This window comes from Stenotrophomonas sp. NLF4-10 (assembly GCF_022359915.1).
Classification (GTDB): Bacteria; Pseudomonadota; Gammaproteobacteria; order Xanthomonadales; family Xanthomonadaceae; genus Stenotrophomonas; species Stenotrophomonas daejeonensis.
This window is the reverse complement of the sequence record NZ_JAKSEE010000003.1, coordinates 2,143,046-2,163,557: the sequence shown is the minus strand read 5'-3', so window position 1 is coordinate 2,163,557 and position 20,512 is coordinate 2,143,046. Positions and strand designations below refer to the sequence as shown.

The 20,512-nt window shown below is 70.3% G+C and carries 19 protein-coding genes and 1 tRNA gene; 3 read left to right on the top strand and 17 right to left on the bottom strand.

Annotation, left to right across the window (positions count from 1 at the left end; genetic code table 11):
- Nucleotides 1–144 precede the first annotated feature (144 nt).
- Nucleotides 145–1,551 (top strand): coniferyl aldehyde dehydrogenase, encoded by a 1,407-nt coding sequence (locus MIC98_RS10155; RefSeq protein ID WP_239737080.1) that lies wholly within the window; start codon nt 145–147, stop codon nt 1,549–1,551.
- 180 nt (nt 1,552–1,731) lie between these two features.
- Here MIC98_RS10155 and MIC98_RS10150 read toward each other — a convergent pair.
- From MIC98_RS10150 to MIC98_RS10135, 4 genes are all read right to left on the bottom strand, one after another.
- Nucleotides 1,732–1,808: transfer RNA gene (locus tag MIC98_RS10150), tRNA-Pro, on the bottom strand.
- Nucleotides 1,809–1,862: 54 nt separating this feature from the next.
- Complete coding sequence (gene cydX, locus MIC98_RS10145) at nt 1,863–1,973, bottom strand: cytochrome bd-I oxidase subunit CydX (RefSeq protein WP_057639840.1); 111 nt, start codon at nt 1,971–1,973, stop codon at nt 1,863–1,865.
- A gap of 28 nt (nt 1,974–2,001) precedes the next feature.
- A complete protein-coding gene (gene cydB, locus MIC98_RS10140) occupies nt 2,002–3,153 on the bottom strand; it encodes a cytochrome d ubiquinol oxidase subunit II (RefSeq protein WP_057639839.1) in 1,152 nt (383 codons plus the stop codon).
- A 15-nt stretch (nt 3,154–3,168) separates the two neighbouring features.
- Nucleotides 3,169–4,737 carry a cytochrome ubiquinol oxidase subunit I gene (locus MIC98_RS10135; protein WP_057639838.1) on the bottom strand — a complete coding sequence of 523 codons (1,569 nt, stop codon included), beginning with the start codon at nt 4,735–4,737 and terminating at the stop codon, nt 3,169–3,171.
- Between the two features lie 174 nt (nt 4,738–4,911).
- Between MIC98_RS10135 and cydD the strand changes: the two genes are divergently transcribed.
- Nucleotides 4,912–6,630: a thiol reductant ABC exporter subunit CydD gene (gene cydD / locus MIC98_RS10130; protein WP_239737079.1), complete on the top strand. Its 1,719-nt coding sequence runs from the start codon at nt 4,912–4,914 to the stop codon at nt 6,628–6,630.
- Nucleotides 6,621–8,303 carry a thiol reductant ABC exporter subunit CydC gene (cydC, locus tag MIC98_RS10125; protein WP_239738126.1) on the top strand — a complete coding sequence of 561 codons (1,683 nt, stop codon included), beginning with the start codon at nt 6,621–6,623 and terminating at the stop codon, nt 8,301–8,303. The genes cydD and cydC overlap by 10 nt, the downstream gene beginning before the upstream one ends.
- Nucleotides 8,304–8,404: 101 nt before the next feature.
- Here the strand turns inward: cydC and MIC98_RS10120 are convergent, their stop codons facing one another.
- The 13 genes from MIC98_RS10120 to ccmA all read right to left on the bottom strand — a co-directional run bounded on the left by MIC98_RS10120 (nt 8,405) and on the right by ccmA (nt 20,392).
- A complete protein-coding gene (locus MIC98_RS10120) occupies nt 8,405–9,268 on the bottom strand; it encodes a DNA ligase (RefSeq protein WP_239737078.1) in 864 nt (287 codons plus the stop codon).
- A 105-nt stretch (nt 9,269–9,373) separates the two neighbouring features.
- Nucleotides 9,374–11,260: a chloride channel protein gene (locus MIC98_RS10115; protein WP_239737077.1), complete on the bottom strand. Its 1,887-nt coding sequence runs from the start codon at nt 11,258–11,260 to the stop codon at nt 9,374–9,376.
- A gap of 109 nt (nt 11,261–11,369) precedes the next feature.
- Nucleotides 11,370–12,491: a homoserine O-acetyltransferase gene (locus MIC98_RS10110; RefSeq protein WP_239737076.1), complete on the bottom strand. Its 1,122-nt coding sequence runs from the start codon at nt 12,489–12,491 to the stop codon at nt 11,370–11,372.
- A 242-nt stretch (nt 12,492–12,733) separates the two neighbouring features.
- Nucleotides 12,734–13,753, bottom strand: coding sequence for a tetratricopeptide repeat protein (locus tag MIC98_RS10105; protein ID WP_239737075.1), 1,020 nt, complete (start codon nt 13,751–13,753; stop codon nt 12,734–12,736).
- A complete protein-coding gene (locus MIC98_RS10100; protein WP_239737074.1) occupies nt 13,747–14,199 on the bottom strand; it encodes a cytochrome c-type biogenesis protein in 453 nt (150 codons plus the stop codon). The genes MIC98_RS10105 and MIC98_RS10100 overlap by 7 nt, the downstream gene beginning before the upstream one ends.
- On the bottom strand, nt 14,199–14,798 hold the full coding sequence (locus MIC98_RS10095; RefSeq protein WP_239737073.1) for a DsbE family thiol:disulfide interchange protein: 600 nt from the start codon (nt 14,796–14,798) through the stop codon (nt 14,199–14,201). The genes MIC98_RS10100 and MIC98_RS10095 overlap by 1 nt, the downstream gene beginning before the upstream one ends.
- Nucleotides 14,798–16,729 carry a heme lyase CcmF/NrfE family subunit gene (locus MIC98_RS10090; RefSeq protein WP_239737072.1) on the bottom strand — a complete coding sequence of 644 codons (1,932 nt, stop codon included), beginning with the start codon at nt 16,727–16,729 and terminating at the stop codon, nt 14,798–14,800. The genes MIC98_RS10095 and MIC98_RS10090 overlap by 1 nt, the downstream gene beginning before the upstream one ends.
- On the bottom strand, nt 16,730–17,197 hold the full coding sequence (gene ccmE, locus MIC98_RS10085; RefSeq protein WP_239737071.1) for a cytochrome c maturation protein CcmE: 468 nt from the start codon (nt 17,195–17,197) through the stop codon (nt 16,730–16,732). It lies immediately after the preceding gene.
- Nucleotides 17,194–17,376, bottom strand: a complete 183-nt coding sequence (ccmD, locus tag MIC98_RS10080) for a heme exporter protein CcmD (RefSeq protein ID WP_057639828.1) — start codon at nt 17,374–17,376, stop codon at nt 17,194–17,196. The genes ccmE and ccmD overlap by 4 nt, the downstream gene beginning before the upstream one ends.
- On the bottom strand, nt 17,373–18,125 hold the full coding sequence (ccmC, locus tag MIC98_RS10075) for a heme ABC transporter permease CcmC (RefSeq protein WP_057639827.1): 753 nt from the start codon (nt 18,123–18,125) through the stop codon (nt 17,373–17,375). The genes ccmD and ccmC overlap by 4 nt, the downstream gene beginning before the upstream one ends.
- A 154-nt stretch (nt 18,126–18,279) precedes the next feature.
- Complete coding sequence (gene azu, locus MIC98_RS10070; RefSeq protein WP_239737070.1) at nt 18,280–18,735, bottom strand: azurin; 456 nt, start codon at nt 18,733–18,735, stop codon at nt 18,280–18,282.
- Nucleotides 18,736–19,040: 305 nt separating this feature from the next.
- On the bottom strand, nt 19,041–19,736 hold the full coding sequence (gene ccmB, locus MIC98_RS10065) for a heme exporter protein CcmB (protein ID WP_239737069.1): 696 nt from the start codon (nt 19,734–19,736) through the stop codon (nt 19,041–19,043).
- Nucleotides 19,733–20,392 (bottom strand): heme ABC exporter ATP-binding protein CcmA, encoded by a 660-nt coding sequence (ccmA, locus tag MIC98_RS10060; protein WP_239737068.1) that lies wholly within the window; start codon nt 20,390–20,392, stop codon nt 19,733–19,735. The genes ccmB and ccmA overlap by 4 nt, the downstream gene beginning before the upstream one ends.
- Nucleotides 20,393–20,512: the final 120 nt, after the last annotated feature.

Genomic DNA, 20,512 nt, shown 5'->3' with positions numbered 1-20,512 from the left:
CTGCCGGGCTTGTGCTTGCATCCCTTTTCGGGACAGGCAGGAGCTTTCCCGATGAAGCCCCATGCGGGGCAAGCCCCGCATCCACGGTGGATGCACGGGCCGTATTCAACGTCGGATTCGATGACACCGCATAAACTTCATCGCATGGACACCACCACCACGCCCGTTCCCGAACTGCGCCCGACCCTGGAGCGCCTGCGCACCGCCTGGCAGGCGCGCAAGCCCGACCGCGCGCAGCGCAGCGCCGACCTGCTGCGCCTGCGCGAGGCGCTGAAGCGGCGGCTCGACGAGATGGCGCAGACCATCGCCGCCGACTTCGGCCATCGCTCGCCGCACGAATCGCGCATCGCCGACGGCATGACCGTGCTCAACGAGATCGACCACCTGCGCCGGCACCTGCGCGGCTGGATGAAGCCTCGCCGCGTCGGCGTGGGCTGGCGCTTCTGGCCGGCACGCGCGGAGATCCGCCCCGAGCCGGTCGGCGTGGTCGGGGTCATCGCACCGTGGAACTACCCGGTCAACCTCGCGCTGATCCCGCTGGCGACCGCCATCGCCGCCGGCAACCACGTCTACCTGAAGCCTTCCGAGCACACCCCGCGCACCAGCGCCTTCCTGCGCGAACTGCTGGCCGAAGTGTTCCCCGCCGACCGCGTCGTCGTCGCCGAGGGCGGCGCGGAGGTGGCTTCCGCGTTCGCCGCGTTGCCGTTCGACCATCTGGTGTTCACCGGCTCCACCGCGGTCGGGCGCAAGGTGATGGCTGCCGCCGCGCCGAACCTGACCCCGCTGACGCTGGAGCTGGGCGGCAAGTCGCCGGCCATCGTCTGCGACGACTATCCGCTGCAGCAGGCCGCGGCGCGGCTGGCGACCGGCAAGTGGTTCAACTGCGGGCAGACCTGCATCGCGCCGGACTACGTGCTGGTCGGCGCCGCGCGCCGCGATGCGCTGGTGCAGGCGCTGCGGGAACAGGTACGCGCACGCTATGGCGAGGATTTCGGCAATACCGGCGACTACAGCCGCATCGTCAACGACGGCCAGTACGCGCGCCTGCAGGGCTACGTGGACGACGCCCGCGCGCGCGGGCTGGAGGTGATCGCGCTGGGCGAGGCCGACCCGGCGCAGCGCCTGTTCCCGCCGACCCTGGTCCTGGAGCCGGGCGACGACGCGAAGGTGATGCAGGAGGAAATCTTCGGCCCGGTGTTCCCGATCCGCAGCATGGGTTCGCTGGACGAGGCCATCGCCTACGTCAACGCCCATGACCGCCCGCTGGCGCTGTACCCGTTCAGCCACGACCGTGCCAGCGTGGAGAAGATCCTGCGCGGCACGCTGGCCGGCGGCGTCTCGGTCAACGACACGCTGTTCCACTTCGCCATCAACAACCTGCCGTTCGGCGGCATCGGCCCCAGCGGCATGGGCGCCTACCACGGCCGCATCGGTTTCGACGCGATGAGCAAGCAGTTGCCGGTCCTGTGGCAGGCACGCCGCACCGGTGGCGACCTGCTGAAGCCGCCCTACAAGAAGGCGCAGTGGTTGATCGACCTGATCGTGCGCTGACGGCCGCGCTCTCGTAGGTGCCGGGCTTGCCCGGCACGGGGGCCTGCCGATACGGCCTCATGCGGGGCAAGCCCCGCATCTACGGCCGGGTTTGTACGGATCAGGGCGCGCAGTCCTTGTCACGCAGCCACGAAAAAACCCGGCAGGCGCATGCGCCTGCCGGGCTCCGGATTTCGACCTTGGTCGGGGAGACAGGATTCGAACCTGCGACCTCTACGTCCCGAACGTAGCGCTCTACCAGACTGAGCTACACCCCGCGAAGGAGGCGGAAAGATACTCCCGGCCCGCGTTTCTGGCAAGCGCGGAATGCGTCATCGGCGTGCTTCGGTCCGGCGTTGTTCGCGGGCCTCGAACCACATGCCGTTGAGGATGGCGACGGTGGAGGCCAGGCCGGCACCGAGTATCCAGGCGAAGTACCACATGCGTTGACTCCTTGGCTGTCGTGGTGGGTCAATAGGCGTTGGGGTTGCCACCCATTTCTTCCAGCGTGGTCTTGCCCTTGAGCACGCGGTAGACCCAACTGGTGTAGGCGATGACGATGGGCAGCAGCGCCGCGGTGACCAGCAGCATCACCCACAGCGTCAGGCGGCTGGAGGAGGCGTCCCACACGGTCAGGCCGGCGCCGGGCTGGGTGGAGGAGGGCAGCAGGAACGGGAAGATCGCCAGGCCCACGGTGAGGATGATGCCGGCGATGGAGACGCCCGAGGCGACGAAGGCCTGCCCGCCACGGCGCGCGCGCAGCAGCAGCGCCGCGGCCAGCGCGCCGAGCAGGCCCGCGGCCGGCGCCAGCAGCGTGGCCGGCATCGCGCTGTAGTTGTACATCCAGCCGCCGGCAGCGGTGACCTGCACGGTCTTCAGCAGCGGGTTGCTGGCGCCGTCGGTGGCCAGCGGCGAGGTGATGGCGTGGCCGGGCAGCAGCAACGCCACGCAGATGCCGCCGGCGGCGAACAGGGCGAACCCCGCCAGCGCGGCGACGCTGCCATAGCGGGCCGCGCGCTCGGCCACCGCGCCGTCGGTCTTGAGCACCAGCATCGCCGCGCCGTGAGCGACGAACATCGCCACCGCCAGCAGGCCGGCGAGCAGCGCGAACGGGGTCAGCAGGCCGAAGAAGCCGCCGGTGTAGAACACCCGCTGGCTGTCGTCGAAATGGAACGGCACGCCCAGCAGCACGTTGCCCATCGCCACGCCCATCACCAGCGCCGGCACGAAGCCGCCGACGAACAGCGCCCGGTCCCAGTTGTCGCGCCAGCGCTGGCCGGGCAGCTTGCCGCGGTACTTGAAGCCGACCGGGCGCAGGATCAGCGCGAACAGGATCAGGAACATCGCCAGGTAGAAGCCGGAGAAGCTCACCGCGTACAGCGGCGGCCATGCGGCGAAGATCGCGCCGCCGCCCAGCACCAGCCATACCTGGTTGCCTTCCCATACCGGGCCGACGGTGTTGATGACCAGCCGGCGCTCCTCGTCGGTGCGCGCCACGAACGGCAGCAGGGTGCCGATGCCGAGGTCGAAGCCGTCCATCACCGCGAAGCCGATCAGCAGCACGCCCAGCAGCAGCCACCAGACCAGGCGCAGCGTGGTGTAGTCCAGAAGGATGAAGTCCATGCGGGTTCTCCTGCGTCAGGCCGGTTGCGCGGCGGAGTCGGATGCCGGTTGCTGCAGGCTCGGCAGCATCTCGTCGGGGCCCTTGCGGATGGCCTTGAGCATCAGCTTGATCTCGATGACCATCAGCACGGTGTAGAGCGCGACGAAGCCGCACAGCGTCAGCAGTATCTGGTGCAGCGCCAGCCCGGAGGCGGCGTAGAACGTGGGCAGCACGCCGTCCACCGCCCACGGCTGGCGGCCGTATTCGGCGACGAACCAGCCGCATTCGATGGCGATCCACGGTGCCGGCAGCGTCCACAGCGCCACTTTCAGGAAGCCGCGCTTGTGCTCGAAGTTGTGCCGGCACGAGTAGTAGAACGCCACCGCGAAGAACGCGATCAGGTAGAAGCCGAGCCCGGCCATGATGCGGAACGTCCAGAACAGCGGCAGCACCGTCGGCACCGTGTCCATCGCCGCCTGCGAAATCTCCTGCGGCGTGGCGTCGAGGATGTCGGCGCGGTAGCGCTTGAGCAGCAGGCCGTGGCCAAGGTCCTGCCAGTGGCGGTCGAACATCTCGCGTGCCTCGCGGTCGCTTTTGTCGGCACGGATGCGTTCCAGCGCGGCATAGGCCAGCTGGCCGCCGCGGATGCGGTGCTCGGCGCGCTCGACCAGTTCGAGGATGCCGGGGATCGGCTGGTGCAGCGAGCGGGTGGCGATCAGGCCCATCAGGTAGGGTACCTTGATCGCGTAATCGTTGCGGTGGGTCTGCTGGTTGGGTATGCCGAAGGCGGTGAAATCGGCCGGCGCCGGCTCGGTTTCCCACATCGCCTCGATCGCGGCCAGCTTCATCTTCTGGTGCTCGTTGGCGGCGTAGCCGCTCTCGTCGCCCAGTACCACCACCGACACCGAGGACAGCAGGCCGAACGCGGCGGCCACCGCGAACGAGCGCCGTGCCACGTCGAGGTGGCGGTTGCGCAGCAGGTAGAACGCACTGACCGACATCACGAACACCGCGCCGGTGATGTAGCCGGCGCTGACCGTGTGCACGAACTTGGCCTGCGCCACCGGGTTGAACACCACCGCCATGAAGTCGGTCACCTCCATGCGCATGGTCTCCGGGTTGAACACCGCGCCCACCGGGTGCTGCATCCAGCCGTTGGCGATCAGTATCCACAGCGCCGACAGGTTGGTGCCCAGCGCCATCAGCCAGGTGATGGTCAGGTGCTGCACCTTCGACAGCCGGCTCCAGCCGAAGAAGAACAGGCCGATGAAGGTCGCTTCGAGGAAGAACGCCATCAGTCCCTCGATGGCCAGCGGCGCACCGAACACGTCGCCGACATAGTGGCTGTAGTAGGACCAGTTCATGCCGAACTGGAACTCCATCACCAGCCCGGTGCCCACGCCCATCGCGAAGTTGATGCCGAACAATACGCCCCAGAACAACGTCATCCGCCGCCAGACCTCCTTGCCGGTCATGACATAGACGCTCTCCATGATCGCGATCAGGAAGGAGAGTCCCAGCGTCAGCGGGACGAACAGGAAGTGGTACATCACCGTCAGCGCGAACTGCAGGCGCGACAGGTCCACGACGGTCGTATCGATCATGGCCGGTTACCTCGGTTGTGGGCAGGCGCCATCGGCAACGCCTGCGATCATGCTGCGCCTGTCCATGACGTGGATCAATGTGACGGACTGTCGCAGCGGCAAAAGTCCGCATGGCTGCGCAATCCGCCGCCGGCCTACAATCACGCCGTTCCACGCCCAGCAGAGCCCGCCGCCTTGAGTGATGTTCCACATTCTGCCGAAACGCCGCGTCAACGGCGCCGCAGGCAACAGCAGTGGCTGGCCGGGCTGGCGCATGCGGCGCGTTCGCGGCAGCGGCTGGCGGCCATCGCGGTGTGCGTGTCCGGCGGCCTGCTGGTGGTGCAGGCCTGGGCCATCGCGTGGCTGCTTCAAGGCGTGTTCGTCGAACACCGGCCGCTGGCGCAGGCCGGGCAGGTGTTCGCCGTGCTGGCCTTGGTGCTGCTGGCGCGCAGCGTATTGGGCGGGCTCGCGCAGAAGGCGGCGGGCGATGTAGCCGACGCAGCGCGGCTGGCGTTGCGCGAGCAAGTCTACCGACGCCTGCTGGGCAAGGGCCCGCTGTGGCTGCGGCGGCAGCGCAGCGGCGAACTCGGCGAATTGCTGCTGGCCCACGGCGACGCCATCGAGGGCTATTACGCCGGCTTCCAGCCGGTGCGGGTGGAAATGGTGGTGGTGCCGCTGCTGATCGCCGCGTCCGTGGCCTGGGTGGACTGGGTGGTGGCGCTGGTGCTGCTGTGCACCGCACCGCTGGTGCCGCTGTTCATGATGCTGGTCGGGATGGGCGCGGAGAACGCCGGCCGCGAGCAATTGCAGGAACTGGCGCGCATGGGCGGGCACTTCGCCGACCGCATCAAGGGGCTGGGCCTGCTGCGGCTCTATGGACGTGGCGACGACGAGCTGGCCGGCATCGGCGCCGCTGCCGAAGGCGTGCGACTGCGCTCGATGAAGGTGCTGCGCATCGCTTTCCTTTCCTCGACCGTGCTGGAATTCTTCGCCTCGGTGAGCGTGGCGATGGTGGCGCTGTACCTCGGGCTGGGCTACCTCGGCATGTTGTCGCTGCACGCCAGCGCGCCGACGCTGGGCACCGGCGTGTTCTGCCTGCTGCTGGCGCCGGAGTTCTATGCGCCGCTGCGCCGTTTCGCCGCGCACTACCACGACCGCGCCAATGCGCTGGCCGCCGCCACGGAAGTGGAGCGCCTGCTGGAGGGGGGAACGGAATACGTTCCTGCACCGGTGGCGCCGGTCCGCGCGCCGGAACCGGCACAGGCGCACGCCCCATTGCTGGTGGCCGAATCGCTGCGGCTGCGGCCCAACGGGGCGAACCACGATGTGGTGGCGGATTTCTCGCTGCACGTCGCCGACGGCCAGCGGCTGGCGCTGGTCGGCCCCAGCGGCAGTGGCAAGAGCACCCTGCTCGAAGCGCTGGCCGGCTGGCTGCCGCCGCGCGGCGGGCGCATCGTGCTGCGCGATGGCGTGCGCGTCGGTTATGCGGGGCAGCGGCCCTACCTGTTCCACGGCTCCATCGCCGACAACCTGCGCCTGGCCGACCCGGCCGCCAGCGATGCGCGCCTGCACGCGGTGGCCGAAGTGGCGCAGGTGATGCGTTTCGCGCGGCTGTTGCCGCAGGGGCTGGACACGGTGATCGGCGAGCGCGGCTTCGGCCTGTCCGGCGGCGAAGCGCGGCGCATCGGGCTGGCGCGGCTGCTGCTGCGCGATCCGGACCTGTTGCTGCTGGACGAGCCCACCGCCTTCCTCGATCCGCAGACCGAGGCCGATCTGCTGCAGGCGCTGGCCGCGTTCACGCGCGGCCGCAGCGTGCTGATGGCCACGCACAGCGAAGCGGCGATGCGCTGGGGCGACGACATCGTGCGGCTGCATGCCGGCACGGCCCACGCCGGCAGCGAGGCCTGCGCATGAACCGCGTCGACACCCTGCGCGAGGTGTTTGCCCGCCACCGCTGGCGCCTGCTGCTGGCGGTGGCCCTGTTGTTGCTGACGATGCTGGCCGGCATCGGCCTGTTGGGGCTGGCCGGCGGTTTCCTCACCGCCGCGGCGCTGGCCGGCGCGCTCGGCGCGGGGGCCACGTTCAACTTCTTCTCGCCATCGGCCGGCATCCGCGCATTGACGCTGGCACGCATCGGCTCGCGCTATTTCGAAAAGCTGGTCGGCCACGACGCCACCCTGCGCATCGCCCGCGACCTGCGCGTGTGGTTCTTCCGCCGCGCCCTGCCATTGGCACCGGCGCGCCTGGGCAGCAGCCGTACCGGCGAATTGCTGGCGCGGTTGATGACCGACATCGGCGAGGTCGATGGCCTGATGGTGCGCGCACTGGGGCCGCTGCTGGCGCTGGCCGGCGCGATGCTGGCGACGGTGCTGGCCGCGGCCCTGATCCACTGGCCGGCGGCGCTGGTGCTGCTTGCCTTGTCGCTGCTGGTCGGCATCGGCGTGCCGGTGCTGGCGGTGCGCCACGGCGATGCCGGCGAAGCCGCGCGCGCACGCCACCGCACCGACCTGCGCACGCTGGCCTACGAAGGGCTGGAAGGTGCCGCCGACCTGACCGCACTGGATGCGCGCGACGACTGGATCGCCCGCGTCGATGCCGCCGCCCGGCAGGTGGCGGGCGGCGACCAGCGCCGTCGCACCCGGCTGGTTGCCGGCAACGTGCTGCACTCGGCCTGCGCCGGGCTCGGCCTGCTGGCGATGCTGTGGCTGGTTTTGTCCGCATTCGAGGCCGGCGCGCTGGCCGCGCCGTTGGCGGCCACGCTGTTGTTCCTCACCGTAGCCCTGCTGGAAGCCGCCGCCGGTTGCGGCCAAGCATGGCAGGCGCTGCAATCGGCGCGGGTATCGGCCACGCGCCTGCAGGCCATCGTCGAGCAGCCGCCCGCCGTGGCCGACCCGGTGCAGCCCGTGGCGCTGCCGGCGCAGGCCGCCACCGTGTCGTTCGAGCAGGTGGTGTTCGGCTGGCCGGGCGAATCCCGGCGCCTGCTCGACGGCATCGACCTGCAACTGCGGCCCGGCGAGCGCATCGCCATCCGCGGCGACAGCGGCTGCGGCAAGAGCACGCTGTCGGCGCTGCTGCTGCGCTTGTGGGACCCGCGGCAAGGCGCGGTGCGCTATGGCGGTATCGACCTGCGCGACGTGGCGCAGGACGACTGGCACCGCCGCATCGCCTGGCTGCCGCAGGGCGCGCCGGTGTTCGCCGGCAGCATCGCCGACAACCTGCGACTGGGTGATCCGGCGGCCGGCGAGGAACGGATGTGGGCGGTGCTGGAGCAGGTCAGGCTGACCGGCTGGGCATGGCAGCAGGGCGGCCTGTCGGCTTGGCTCGGCGAGAACGGCGCCACGATGTCGGCCGGGCAGGCGCGGCGCCTGGCGTTGGCCCGCGCCCTGCTGCGCGATGCCCCGCTGCTGGTGCTCGACGAACCCACCGAGGGCCTGGACGTGGATACCGCCAACGCCTTGTTGACCGACCTAGCCGCCGCGCTGGGGCCGCGCAGCCTGCTGATGATCAGCCATGGCCACCTGCCCGAAGGCGTGGTGCAGCGCGAGTACCGGTTGCAGCAGGGCAGGTTGACGCCCCTGCGCCCGTAACGCCGTTGTAGAGCGGGGCTTGCCCCGCTGAGGCTTGGCCGGGAATGCTCCCGCTCTACGGAGACAGCTCCTGCCGAGCGCGCCGCTGTGGACGTCGAATGTCATTGCGCGTGTTGTACCGGCTCCGGTGGTGGCGTCTCGTCCCGCACCCGCAGGAATCGAGCGAACCGTGGCAGCCCCTTGGCCGTCAGCCCGTTGTAGCGATAGGTGACGAGGCTGCCGATGGCCGGCGGCATGGCGCGCTCGGCATCCTTGAAGCCGCTGCCGATGCGGAAGCGCGCGCCGTCGTCGCGCTCGACCAACAGCGCGCCGAGCATGCCGGCGTATTTGCCCTTGCCCGGCAAGTGCGCGACCACGCGGGCTTCGGCGTCGTCCCACGGCTTGAGCTTGAGCAGGCCGTCGCTGCGGCCTGCACCGTAGCGGTTGTCCTGATGGTGCAGCATCAAGCCTTCGCCACCCGCGGCGACGATGGCTTGCAGGTGGCGGTGCAGGGTGGCGGTGTCGGTGATCCGGCGTTGCGGGATCACCGCCAGCGTCGCCGGTGCACCGCGCTCGACCAGCGCCTGCATGGCGGCCAGACGCTGGCTGAACGTGCCGGCATGACCGGGCAGGTCGAAGGCCATGAAGCGCAGCCGCCGCCAGCCGTCGTCGTCGGCCGGGGCGCTGCGCACGGTGCCGCTGGTGGTTTCGAAACTGCCGCGCCCGCCCCACAGCTCGCCATCCAGTGCTTGCCGCGGCCAGCGGCGGGTGAACCACGCGGGCGCCGCGATGCGGTTGCCGGCGCGCGTCCACAGCACCTGCCCGTCCCAGCGGGCGCGCACGCCATCGAGCTTTTCGCTGACCCAGTAACGGGAAACCTCCGCGCCGTCATGCCATTGGCCGGCCAGCATCACCGGCGGTGGCGGCGCGGCCGTGGCCAACAGTGGCAGCAACAACAGGCACAGCAGCATCGTCAGGCGTGACATGGCAGCTCCATGCGGTGGGAACTGCCAGCCTGCGCATGCCCGCGCTGCCGTGCGATCAGCGCAGGGCGCAGTCGCCGGTAGGACGTGGCGACGCGGCGCCGTCGGTCAATGCCGCCCGGCAGCGGGGGGCGGGGACTCCGGCTTGACCGGGGCGAGGTTGAAGCGGAGGTGGCGCCCGGCCTGGCGCGCGGAACGCAGCCGGCCGCGGTGGGCGTCGAGCAGGTCGGCGCGGGTCACGATGCCGAGCAGTTGCCCCGCGGCCGCTTCGTCGATGACCAGCAGCCGGCCCACGCCGCACTCGACCATGTGGTCGGCCGCATCCCGCAGCGAGTGGTCGCCGCCGATCACCGCGGGCGACGGCTGCATGACGTCGCGGATGCATAGTCCGTCCTCGCCGGCGCGGGCCAGCACGTCGCGGCGCGCCACCAGCCCGCACGGCACGCCATCGTCACGCAGCACCGGGAAGCTGTGGTGGTCGAATTGCGGGTTCCCGCCCTCCAGCGCCTTGCAGGCGTCGGCAAGGCGTTCCTCGCCCAGGAAACAGGCCAGATCCTGCGTGCACACGTCGCGGACGTGGACCGAATCGAGGTGGTCGGCGCTGTAGTCCGAGGGCACGCGCACGCCGCGGCGCACGATCTTCTCGGTCATGATCGTGTTGCGCATCAGCAGGCCGGATACCAGGTAGGCGGCGGCGCAGGCGCCCAGCAACGGCAGCAGCCCGTGCACCTGCTGGGTGGCCTCGAAGGCGAACACCACCGAGGTGAGGAACGCCCGCGATGCCCCGGCGAAGACCGCCGCCATGCACACCAGTGCCGCCATCCGCGGATCGACGCCCAGTTCGGGGAAGGCGGAGGCGACCAGCAGGCCCAGCGCCCCGCCGAAGGCGCCGCCGATGGTGAACATCGGCGCCAGGGTGCCGCCGGACGTGCCGCTGCCCAAGGCGATGGACCAGGAACACAGCTTCATCAGGCCCAGCGCCAGCAGGCCGGCCAGACCGAGGCCGCCGCCCAGCACCAGGGTGATGTTGTCGTAGCCGACGCCGAGCGTGCGCGGCATGAACCAGCCCACGATGCCCACCGCCAGCCCACCGATGGCGGGCCACCACATCCAGTGCAGCGGCAGCCGCTCGAAGGCGTCCTCGATGCCGTAGGTCAGCCGGGTGATGGCCACCGCCGCCAGCCCGGCGGCCGCGCCCATCGCCACGTAGGCCGCCAGCGCGCCGACCGGGGCCGCGGCCAGCGCCGGCATGGGGAATACCGGGGCGACGCCCTCGAAGCAGGCATGCACCGCCGCGCCGATCATCGCCGCCGTGGCCACCGGGATCAGCGAGCGCGCCTTGCGCTCGAACAGCAGCAGCTCGATCGCCAGCAGCACCGCGGCGATCGGCGTGGCGAAGATGGCCGCCATGCCGGCCACCGCGCCGGCCGCCAACAGCGTCTTGCGTTCGTCCGCGGTGACGTGCATCAGCTGCGCCAGCAGCGAGCCCATCGCGCCGCCGGTGGCGATGATCGGGCCTTCGGCGCCGAACGGGCCGCCGGTGCCGATCGCCACGGCCGAGGAGGCCGGCTTCAGCCAGGTGATGATCGGCGGGATGCGGCTTTCGTTGCGCAGCACCTGCTCCATCGCCTCGGGAATGCCGTGGCCGCGGATCGCACGCGAGCCGAAGCGGGCCATGACGCCGACGACCAGCCCGCCGGCTACGGGCAGCAGGATGGCCCATGCGCCGAGGTGGTGGTCGGCCGGGCTGCGCAGCGTCGCGTCGACCGTGCCGTAGTACACGAGGTTGGTGACCAGGCCGATCAGCGCGGTCAGCAGGCGCGCGACCACGCCGACCACGCCGGCCAGCACCGCGGCGACGGCGACGATCCACAGCACCCGGCGGTCGAGCGGGCGGAAGCGGCGTGGCATGCGCGCATCGAAAAGCGTCGTGTCCAGCGCAGGCGCCAGCGGCACCGCGGCACGCGAGTGCTGCAGGGAGGAGGGTTCGCTCAAGGGAAGGGCCGGCTGTGGAGGGAGGCGCGAAGGCTAGCGGGATGGCGCCGCGGTAGCTTGCTCGAAACTGAACGACCCGCGCATGGGGACGATGGCACGGCGCCGCCGCTCAATGCGGCGGCAGCGTGTCGAGGAAACCGCGCACGGCCGGGCCGTAGCGGTCGTAGTCGACGAGGAAGGCGTCATGGCCCTGCGGCGAATCCATGCCGATGAACTGCGTCTGTGCGCCGCCTGCGCGCAGGCCATCGGCGATCTGCTGTTGCTGCTCAACCGGGAACAGGATGTCGGTGTTGGCGCCGATGGCCAGCGCCCGCTGCACGCGGATCTTCGCCAGCCCGGCCATCACCTCGCCACCGCCGTATTCGGCCAGGTCGAACCAGTCCATCGCCCGGCCCAGGTACAGGTAGCAGTTCGGGTCGAAGTTGCGCACGAAGCGGCGCGCATGGCCTTCCAGGTAGCTTTCGACCTGGAATTCGAGGCCGAACGGGTCTTCGCCGTTCTGCTCCGAATCCAGCCGCACGCGGCCGAAGCGGCCGTCCCATTCCAGCGCCGAGCGGTAGGTGATGACGCCGAGCTTGCGCGCCATGCGCATGCCCGATTCCGGGTAATGGGCTTCGTCGTAGGTGCCGTCGTTCCACGCCGGGTCGAGGCGGATCGCCTCGCGTTGCAGCGAGCGGATGGCGATGGAGAAGGGCAGGGCCTGCGCGCTGCCGGAGATGTTGATGTGCGCACGGGCGATGCCCGGGTGGTGCAGCAGCAGGGCCAGCGCGGTCATGCCGCCCATCGAGTTGCCGATCAGGCAGGCCAGTTGCCCGATGCCCAGCGCATGCACCACCTCGGCGGCGGCGTTGGCGATGTCCTCCACCGACAGTTCGGGGAACGACAGGCGGTAGGGTTGGCCGCTGGCGGGGTCGGGCGAGGCCGGGCCGGTGGAGCCCTTGCAACTGCCCAGTGAATTGACGCAGACGACGAACCAGCGCTCGGTATCGATCGGCTTGCCGGGGCCGAGCATCGGTTCCCACCAGCCCGGCGCGGTGTTGCCGGCGTGGCTGGCGGCGTGGGCGTCGGGCGACAGGCCGGTGACGATCAGGATCGCGTTGCCGGCGTCGGCGGCCAGCGTGCCCCAGGTTTCATAGGCGATGCGTGCGCCGTGCAGTTGGCCGCCACGCTTCATCGGGAAAGGCGAAGACAGCGCGTGGAAACGGCTGCCTTCGGGGATGAATTCGGTCATCCGCCGATTCTAGCGGCGCAACGACATGGTGTGGCCGCTGCGTGATGATGCGGGGTTATCTCGCTATTCCCTTGCGGGTGTTCGAAGTGCAGCAAAGAGTGCGTCATGCGATGGAGGCATAAGCAGGGCACGAAACGTAGGTCGGGGCTACGCCCCCGACGCCCTGCACCGAAATGCCTGCGGAAAGCGTCGGGGGCGTAGCCCCGACCTACGGTGATGGCATTGCGTGCTGGGCGGCGCTCTTACGAGGGGCCGAGGATGATTTCCAGCGGCTTGCCTGCCGGCAGTTTGACCTGCACCGGCGTCGATTCGACGTCGCCATCCTGCCGCATCGCGTTGCCGCTGGCCGACAGGCGCGCGAACACCTCTACTTCCTGCAAGGCCGAAAGCTTCTGCGTCGGCATCGGGCTGTCGGCGTCGTCGAGGGTGACGGTGAGCGGTTCGGCCTGCGCCGGATGGCGCTCGACCGCGACCGGCATCGGCGGGCCGCCGGGGATGCGGGCGATGACGAACAGGGTGTCCGCGCCCGAGGCCACGCGCGCCTGCAGGGCCGGCGCCAGCGTCACCCGCACGGTGAGGGTGGTGCCGGTCGCAGCCGGGGCAGCAGGCGCGGAAGGCGCGGAAGGCGGCAGGCCGGCGTCGGCGCGGGCGGCGTCGATCTGCTCGCGCAGCGCGGTGGCGGCGCCATCCTTGAGGCGCGGCAGCAGGGTCTCCCACGTATGCGCGGCGGCTTCGGCCTGCCCGCGCTGGCGCTGCACGATGCCGATCAGCCAGATGGCGCGTTCGTTGTCCGGGGCCAGTTCGCGGGCGTGTTGCAGCCATTGCAGGCCGGTATCGTCGAACAGCAGCTTGGGATCGGCCTGGGCGCGGGCCTGCGCGGCCTCGACCAGCAGGCCGGGTTCGTCGGGGGCAAGTTGCAGGGCGCGCTCGTAGGAAGCGGCGGCATCGGCCATGCGCCCCAGCTCCTGCTGCGAGCGCGCCAGCAGCACCCAGCCGTCGACGCGGTCCGGGTTCCTGCGCATGGCTTCCTGCAATTGCTCGATGCCCTCGGCGAGGCTGGCCGGCACCGGAATGGACTGCACCTGCAACGCGGCTGGCGTGCCCTTCCATTGGTACAGGCCGAGCGTGGCGACCACCATCGCCGCCACCAGCGTGCCCCAGATGCCGCGCTTGCCGGCGCGCAGCAACGGCAGCAGGGTGACGCCGCCCACCACCGCGGCCAACAGCCCGGCCAGCGCCATGAACACCGGCGTGCTCACCATTGCCGGTCCTCCTGGCTGGCGTCTTCGGCCGCCGGCAGCGGCGCGGCGTGCCGGCGCCTGCGCACCTGCACGACCAGCAACGCGGCGCCGGCCAGCAGCAACACGCCGGGGGTCAGCCACAGCAGCAGGGTGCTGCCCTGCATGCGCGGGCGGTACAGCACGAACTCGCCGTAGCGCTCGACCAGGAACTGCTTGATCTCGGCGTCGCTATGGCCTTCGTGCATCAGTACCAGCACTTCGCGGCGCAGGTCGTGGGCGATCTGGGCGTTGGAGTCGGCCAGCGACTGGTTCTGGCACTGCACGCAGCGCAGCTCGGCGGTCAGTGCGTGGAAGCGGGCTTCCTCGGCGCGGTCGCGGTATTGCAGCGGCGTCGGGTCGCCCATCGGCTGCGCCGGCGCGGCCAGCGGCAGGCACAGCGACAGCAGCAGCGCGGCCAGCCGTTTCATCATCGCTGCGCCTTCCCTTTGCCGGCGGCTTCGATCTTTTCCAGCGCCGGGATCAGCTGCCGGTCGAGCACGTCCTGGGTGATGGCGCCGCTGTACTTCCAGCGCACGATGCCGTGGTCGTCGACCAGGAAGGTTTCCGGCGCGGCGGCGATGCCCCAGTCCAGCGCGGTGCGGCCTTCCTCGTCGGCCAGCACCAGCATGTACGGGTTGCCCAACTGTTCCAGCCAGCGCAATGCGTCGGCGCGTTCGTCCTTCCAGTTGTAGCCGATCACGCGCACGCGCTTGGTCTCGGCGAAACGGGTGAGGATGGGGTGTTCGTCGCGGCAGGTGGGGCACCAGCTGCCCCAGACGTTGAGCAGGTAGGGGGCGCCGAGCAGCTCGGTGCTTTTCACCTTGACGTTGGAGTCGTGCAGCACCGGCAGCACGAAGCTGGGCGCGGGCTTGCCGATCAGGGCCGAGGGCAGGGTGTCGCGGTCCGGCCGGTCCGAGCGCGCCACGCCATAGAGCATCAGCGCGACCAGGCCGAAGAAGAACAGGGCGCCGATGAAGACGGCGACCGGTGGCAGGCGGCGGGGCGGGGTGGGGTTCAAGTCGGACATCATGATCTCCCGGGCAACTTGCGGAAGCGGCGATCGACGGCGGTGACGAAGCCACCCAGGGCCATCAGGATCGCGCCCAGCCATATCCAGCGGACGAAGGGCTTGACCTGCACGCGCACCGCCCAGGCGCCGTCGCCCAGCGGTTCACCCAGCGCGACGTAGATGTCGCCGCCGAGCGCGGGGTGGATGCCGGCCTCGGTCATCGGCATGCCGCCGCTGGCGTAGGTGCGCTTTTCCGGGTGCAGCAGCGCGATTTCGGCATCGTTGCGCAGCACCCGCACGTGGCCGCGGTCGGAGTGGTAGTTGGGGCCGTTGCTGGCATCCACGCCCTCGAAACGCAGTTCGTATGGGCCGGCCTGCACCGACTTGCCCGGTGCCAGCGCCACTTCGTGCTGGATGCTGAGCGCCTCCACCAGCAGCGCGCCGACCACGAACACGGCGATGCCGAAGTGCGCCAGCAGCATGCCGGTGGTTTCGGCACTGGGCCGGCCGCCGCCGCGCAGGCGCTGCCACAGCACGTACAGCGTGCCCGCCGCCACCCACACGGCGGCAGCGATGCCGGCAGCGGTCTTGAGCCTGCCCTGCGGCGCCATGAACCACGCCACCACGCCCAGCAGCAGCGCCAGCCCGGCCCACGGCGCCAGCAGCGCCAGCGGGCGCAGGCCCTGCTCGCGCTGCCAGCGGGTCAGCGGGCCGAACGGCAGCAGCAGCACCAGCGGCGCCATCAACAGCAGGAACAGGGTGCCGAAGTAGGGCGGGCCGACCGACACCTTGCCCAGGTCCAGCGCATCGGCCAGCAGCGGGTACAGCGTGCCCAGCAGCACCATCGCGCAGGCGCAGCTGAGCAGCAGGTTGTTGGCCAGCAGCAGCCCTTCGCGCGAATTGAGCGCATAGCCGCGGCGGGCGTCGCCGGTGTTGCCGGCGAGGCCGGGCACGCGCAGCGCATACAGCAGCAGCGAGCCGCCGATCACCAGCGCCAGGAACACGAGGATGAACAACCCGCGCGCGGGGTCGGCGGCAAAGGAATGCACGCTGGTCAGCACGCCCGAGCGCACCAGGAAGGTGCCCAGCAGCGACAGCGCGAACGCGGCGATGGCCAGCAGCAGGGTCCAGCCGATGAACACGCCGCGCTTCTCGGTGGCCGCCTGCGAATGCAGCAGCGCCGCGCCAGCCAGCCACGGCATGAAGCTGGCGTTCTCCACCGGGTCCCAGAACCACCAGCCGCCCCAGCCCAGCTCGTAGTAGGCCCACCAGCTGCCCAGCGCGATGCCCAGGGTCAGGAACGCCCAGGCCACGTTGGTCCACGGCCGCGTCCAGCGCAGCCAGCGCACGTCGATGTGGCCGTCCAGCAGCGCGGCGATGGCGAAGGCGAAGGGCACCGCGAAGCCGACGTAGCCCAGGTACAGCATCGGCGGGTGCAGGATCAGCCCGGGGTCCTGCAGCAGCGGGTTGAGGTCGTGGCCTTCCAGCGGCGCCGGCAGCAGCCGTTCGAACGGATTGGAGGTGAACAGCAGGAAAGCGAGGAAGCCGACGCTGACCAGCCCCATCACCGCCAGCACCCGCGCCACCACCACCGCCGGCAGGTGCCGCGAGAACGCGGCCACCGCCGCGGTCCACAACGCCAGCACCAGCGCCCACAGCAGCAGCGAGCCCTCGTGCGCGCCCCATACCGCCGAATAGCGGTAGATCACCGGCAGCAGCGAGTTGGAATTGTCGGCGACGTAGCGCAGCGAGAAATCCTGGCGCACGAAGGCCAGCGTCAGCACCACGAAAGCGCCCAGCACCATCGCCAGTTGCAATAGCGCCGCGGGCCGGGCCACGGCGACCAGCGACGGCAGGTTGCGCTGCGCCCCGACCAGCGGCAGCGCGCTTTGCAGCAGGGCCGCCAGCAGCGCCAGGATCAGCAGGATTTGTCCGGTTTCGCCAAGCACTCAGGGCGCTTCCGTGGTTGCGGGCGCGGCAGGCACCTGGTGCTTGTCGTGGGCCATGCCCATCTTGTCGGCCAGTTCCTTGGGCATGTAGGTCTCGTCGTGCTTGGCCAGCACGTCCTCGGCGACGAACACGCCATCGGCCATGCGCCCGGTGGCGACCACGGCCTGGCCCTCGCGGAACAGGTCCGGCAGGATCTTGTCGTAGGTCACCGGCAGCTCGGCGTCGCCGTCGGTCACCTCGAAGCGCGCCAGCAGCGCGCCGGAGTCGCGTTTGAACGAGCCCTTGGCGACCATGCCGCCGAGGCGGAAGCGCGAATCCGGTGCGACCTTGCCGGCCTTCACCTCGGCCGGGGTATAGAGATAGGCGATGTTGCGCTGCAGGGCGGTGGCGACCAGCGCGGTGGCGATGCCGGCCACCGCGACGACCAACAGCACCAGCAACAGGCGCCTGCGTTGGGTGGGGCTCATCGGCTCAGCTCTCCATCATCGGCAACGGCCGCGGCCGCCTGTTGGCGCCGTGCCCGCGCCAGCCGCTTGCGCACCTCGCGCAGCTGCCGGCGCACCTGCAGGCGCGGCACGGCGAAATCCCACGCCAGCACGGCGAAGAACACGCCGTAGGCCAAGGCCACGTACTGGAAATAGCTCACGACAGTTTCTCCACGCGCTCGCGTACCCAGGCCTTGCCGGCCTCGCGGCGCAGGTTGTCGGCGCGCGCGCGCGACAGTAGCGAGCCGGCGAACCAGAACTTGGTGGCGAATACCATGAGCCACAACGGCAGCACCATGCTGCCGTCCATGCTGGATTCGCCGAACAGGCGGATGGTCTGCCCCTGGTGCAGCGAGTTCCACCACACCACCGAGTAGCGGATGATCGGCAGCAGCGCCACGCCGACGATGGACAGCAGGGCGGCGGCGCGCGCGGCGGCGCGGCGGTCGTCGATGGCGCCGTACAGGCCCATCACGCCCAGGTAGAGGAACAGCAGGATCAGTTCGGTGGTCAGGCGCGGGTCCCAGTCCCACCACGTGCCCCACATCGGCTTGCCCCAGATGCTGCCGGTGAGCAGGGTGATCAGGGTGAAGGCCGCGCCGATCGGCGCGCAGGCCATTGCCAGGATTTCGCACAGCTTGATCCGCCAGACCAGCGCGATGGCGCCGTAGAACGCCATCAGCCCGAACACGAACAGGCTCATCCATGCCGACGGCACGTGGATGTAGAGGATGCGGAAGCTGTCGCCCTGCTGGTAATCGGCGGGGACCACCGCCAGCGCCTGCCACAGGCCGAAGGCGAACAGCGGCAGCGAGGCGAGGTAGCACCAGGGCGACCAGCGGGCGGCGAAGGCATCGAAGTGGGCCGGGGAACCCAGCCGATGGAACCAACCTGCCAAACCTTTGAACATCCGCTCGCTCGCTGGGAAAAACGACGGTGGGGTGGACCCCGACCATCCGGTTACCGGGCACCGCGAAGCACGGGCGCTTGCAGCCCATGAAGATTAGCCGAAGACGGCGCGGTTGGCACTGCCAGCCGGCGCCGTGAGGGCCGCAGGGCGGCGCTTACTTCAGGGTGAGCGTGCCCTTCATCAGCGCCGAGTGGCCGGGGAAGCTGCAGAAGAACGACAGCGGCGCGCCGGCGGCGACGAGCCTGGCGACCGGCACGCTGACGCTGGTGGTTTCGCCGCCGCCCACCACCTTGCTGTGGGCGATGACGCGGGCGTCGCCGGCCTTGACGTAATCGGCGGCCAGCCCGGCCTTGATGCCGTCCGCGTCGATGCCGTGCATGTCGGCAGTCCTGGCCACCACCACGTTGTGGCCCATCACGTTTTTGGCCATCTTGCCGGCGTGCTTCAGGTTGATGGTGAAGTTGGCGCAGCTTTTGGGCACGTCGATGTTGGCGACGTTGTAGCGCATGGCGTCGTTGCCCTCCACGTTCACCGAGCAGGCGTCGGCGGCATGGGCGGCGCCGGCGGCGCCAAGGGCGAGGGTGGAGGCGATCATCAGTTTGCGGAACATGGGAAGACTCCTGTTGCGACGGGTTTGCCCTGTGAACGGGCAGCAGACAATGCTGCGACCGGCGTTGCCGGCAGGCAAGTGACGCAATGTCGCAGGCACCCAGCCACGGTAGCGCCCGACCGTTGGTCGGGCGGGGCTTGCCGCACGCCGGGCGATGGTGCCGACCAATGGTCGGCACCCACCGGGTTCGTCATCGTGTCATGCGGATTGGGCGTAGGTCGGGGCTACGCCCCCGACGCTCCTGCTGAGTATCGGGGATGTAACCCCGACCTACCCATCATGCGGGATCGAAGCGGCCGTCCCGCTCAGGAATTGGCGATGCGGATCGCCGCGGCGGCGGTCAGCGGCGCCAGCAATGTGCTGACCACCAGCCCGGCGCCGAGCAGCAGCAGCGCACCGCTGGCATCGAAACCCTGCGCCGAAGCAGCCACCGCGCCGGCGCCGAATACCAGCACCGGCACGTACAGCGGCAGCACCAGCAGTGCCAGCAGGATGCCGGAGCGGCGCATGCCCACGGTCAGCGCGGCCACCACCGCGCCGAGCAGGCTCAGCAGCGGCGTGCCCAGCGCCAGCGAGGCCAGCAGCACCGGCAGCTGCGCGTGCGGCAGGCCCATCAGCTCGGCCAGCAACGGGCTGACCAGCACCAGCGGGAATGCCGTGGTCAGCCAGTGCGAGAACACCCGCACCGCCACCAGCCATGCCAGCGGCACCGGCGACAGCAGCCACTGCTCCAGCGAACCGTCCTCGGCGTCGCCGCGGAACAGCGTATCCAGCGACAGCAGCCCGGCCAGCAGCACCGACAGCCACAGCACCGCCGATGCCACCCGCCGCAGCAGTTCCGGGTTGCCGCCCAACGCAAGGGCGAACAGCGCCACCACCAGCAGCGCGAACAGGATCGGCTGCGCAGCATCGCCGCGGCGGCGCCACAGCAGTTTCAGGTCGCGTGCCAGCAACGCGGCGGCAGCACTGGCCAGGGTAGGGCGCGGGCCGGGCAGGTTCATGCCGCGGCCTCCGCCGCGTCGGCGCGGCCGAGGGTGAAGGTGCGGTTGCGCACCGGCGGCGCGGCATAGGCGCCATGGGTGGTGACCAGCGCCGCGCCGCCACTGCGCAGGTGCGCGGAAATCATCCGGTTGACCAGATTGATGCCGTCCAGGTCGAGGTTGGCGTAGGGTTCGTCGAGCAGCCATACCGGTGCCGGCGACAGCCACATGCGGGCCAGCGACAGCCGCTTCTTCTGCCCGGCCGAGAGCTGCCGCACCAGCGCGTCCTCGTGGCCGGCCAGGCCGACGATGGCCAGCGCGTCGCCGGGCATCTGCCGCGTGCGCCGCCCGTGCAGGCCGCACAGCACGTGCAGGTTCTCCAGCGCACCCAGGTCCTGTTTCAACGCGGGGAGGTGGCCGAGGTAGGCGATGAAGCGCGACCGCTCCTCGTGCCCGGCCGCGCGCCCGTCGATCTCGATCGTGCCCTTGTCCGCACGCAGCAGCCCGGCCAGCACCCGCAGCAGGGTGGTCTTGCCGACGCCGTTGCCGCCCTGCACCAGCAGTGCCTCGCCGGCATCGACATGCAGGTCGAGCGGGCCGAACACAGGGTCGTCGTTGCGGGTGAAGCGCAGTGCGCGCGCGGCGAGCAGCGGCTGGGCGTTCGTGGTCTGGCTCATCGGATCGGGCGCATCCGTCCTCGGGTGGGGAAGCGCGGGCTGGCTGGCGCATCGGGCCGGCCATTATAGGTGCGCGCAGCCCGCGCGGCCGGCATTGCGTACACTCGCCACTCCTTCCCC

Coding starts and splice junctions, on each gene's coding strand:
- MIC98_RS10155 (WP_239737080.1), top strand. CDS start 145: ATGGACACCACCACCACGCCCGTTCCCGAACTGCGCCCGACCCTGGAG.
- cydX (WP_057639840.1), bottom strand. CDS start 1,973: ATGTGGTACTTCGCCTGGATACTCGGTGCCGGCCTGGCCTCCACCGTC.
- cydB (WP_057639839.1), bottom strand. CDS start 3,153: ATGGACTTCATCCTTCTGGACTACACCACGCTGCGCCTGGTCTGGTGG.
- MIC98_RS10135 (WP_057639838.1), bottom strand. CDS start 4,737: ATGATCGATACGACCGTCGTGGACCTGTCGCGCCTGCAGTTCGCGCTG.
- MIC98_RS10120 (WP_239737078.1), bottom strand. CDS start 9,268: ATGTCACGCCTGACGATGCTGCTGTGCCTGTTGTTGCTGCCACTGTTG.
- MIC98_RS10110 (WP_239737076.1), bottom strand. CDS start 12,491: ATGACCGAATTCATCCCCGAAGGCAGCCGTTTCCACGCGCTGTCTTCG.
- MIC98_RS10105 (WP_239737075.1), bottom strand. CDS start 13,753: ATGGTGAGCACGCCGGTGTTCATGGCGCTGGCCGGGCTGTTGGCCGCG.
- MIC98_RS10100 (WP_239737074.1), bottom strand. CDS start 14,199: ATGAAACGGCTGGCCGCGCTGCTGCTGTCGCTGTGCCTGCCGCTGGCC.
- MIC98_RS10095 (WP_239737073.1), bottom strand. CDS start 14,798: ATGTCCGACTTGAACCCCACCCCGCCCCGCCGCCTGCCACCGGTCGCC.
- ccmE (WP_239737071.1), bottom strand. CDS start 17,197: ATGAGCCCCACCCAACGCAGGCGCCTGTTGCTGGTGCTGTTGGTCGTC.
- ccmC (WP_057639827.1), bottom strand. CDS start 18,125: ATGTTCAAAGGTTTGGCAGGTTGGTTCCATCGGCTGGGTTCCCCGGCC.
- azu (WP_239737070.1), bottom strand. CDS start 18,735: ATGTTCCGCAAACTGATGATCGCCTCCACCCTCGCCCTTGGCGCCGCC.
- ccmB (WP_239737069.1), bottom strand. CDS start 19,736: ATGAACCTGCCCGGCCCGCGCCCTACCCTGGCCAGTGCTGCCGCCGCG.
- ccmA (WP_239737068.1), bottom strand. CDS start 20,392: ATGAGCCAGACCACGAACGCCCAGCCGCTGCTCGCCGCGCGCGCACTG.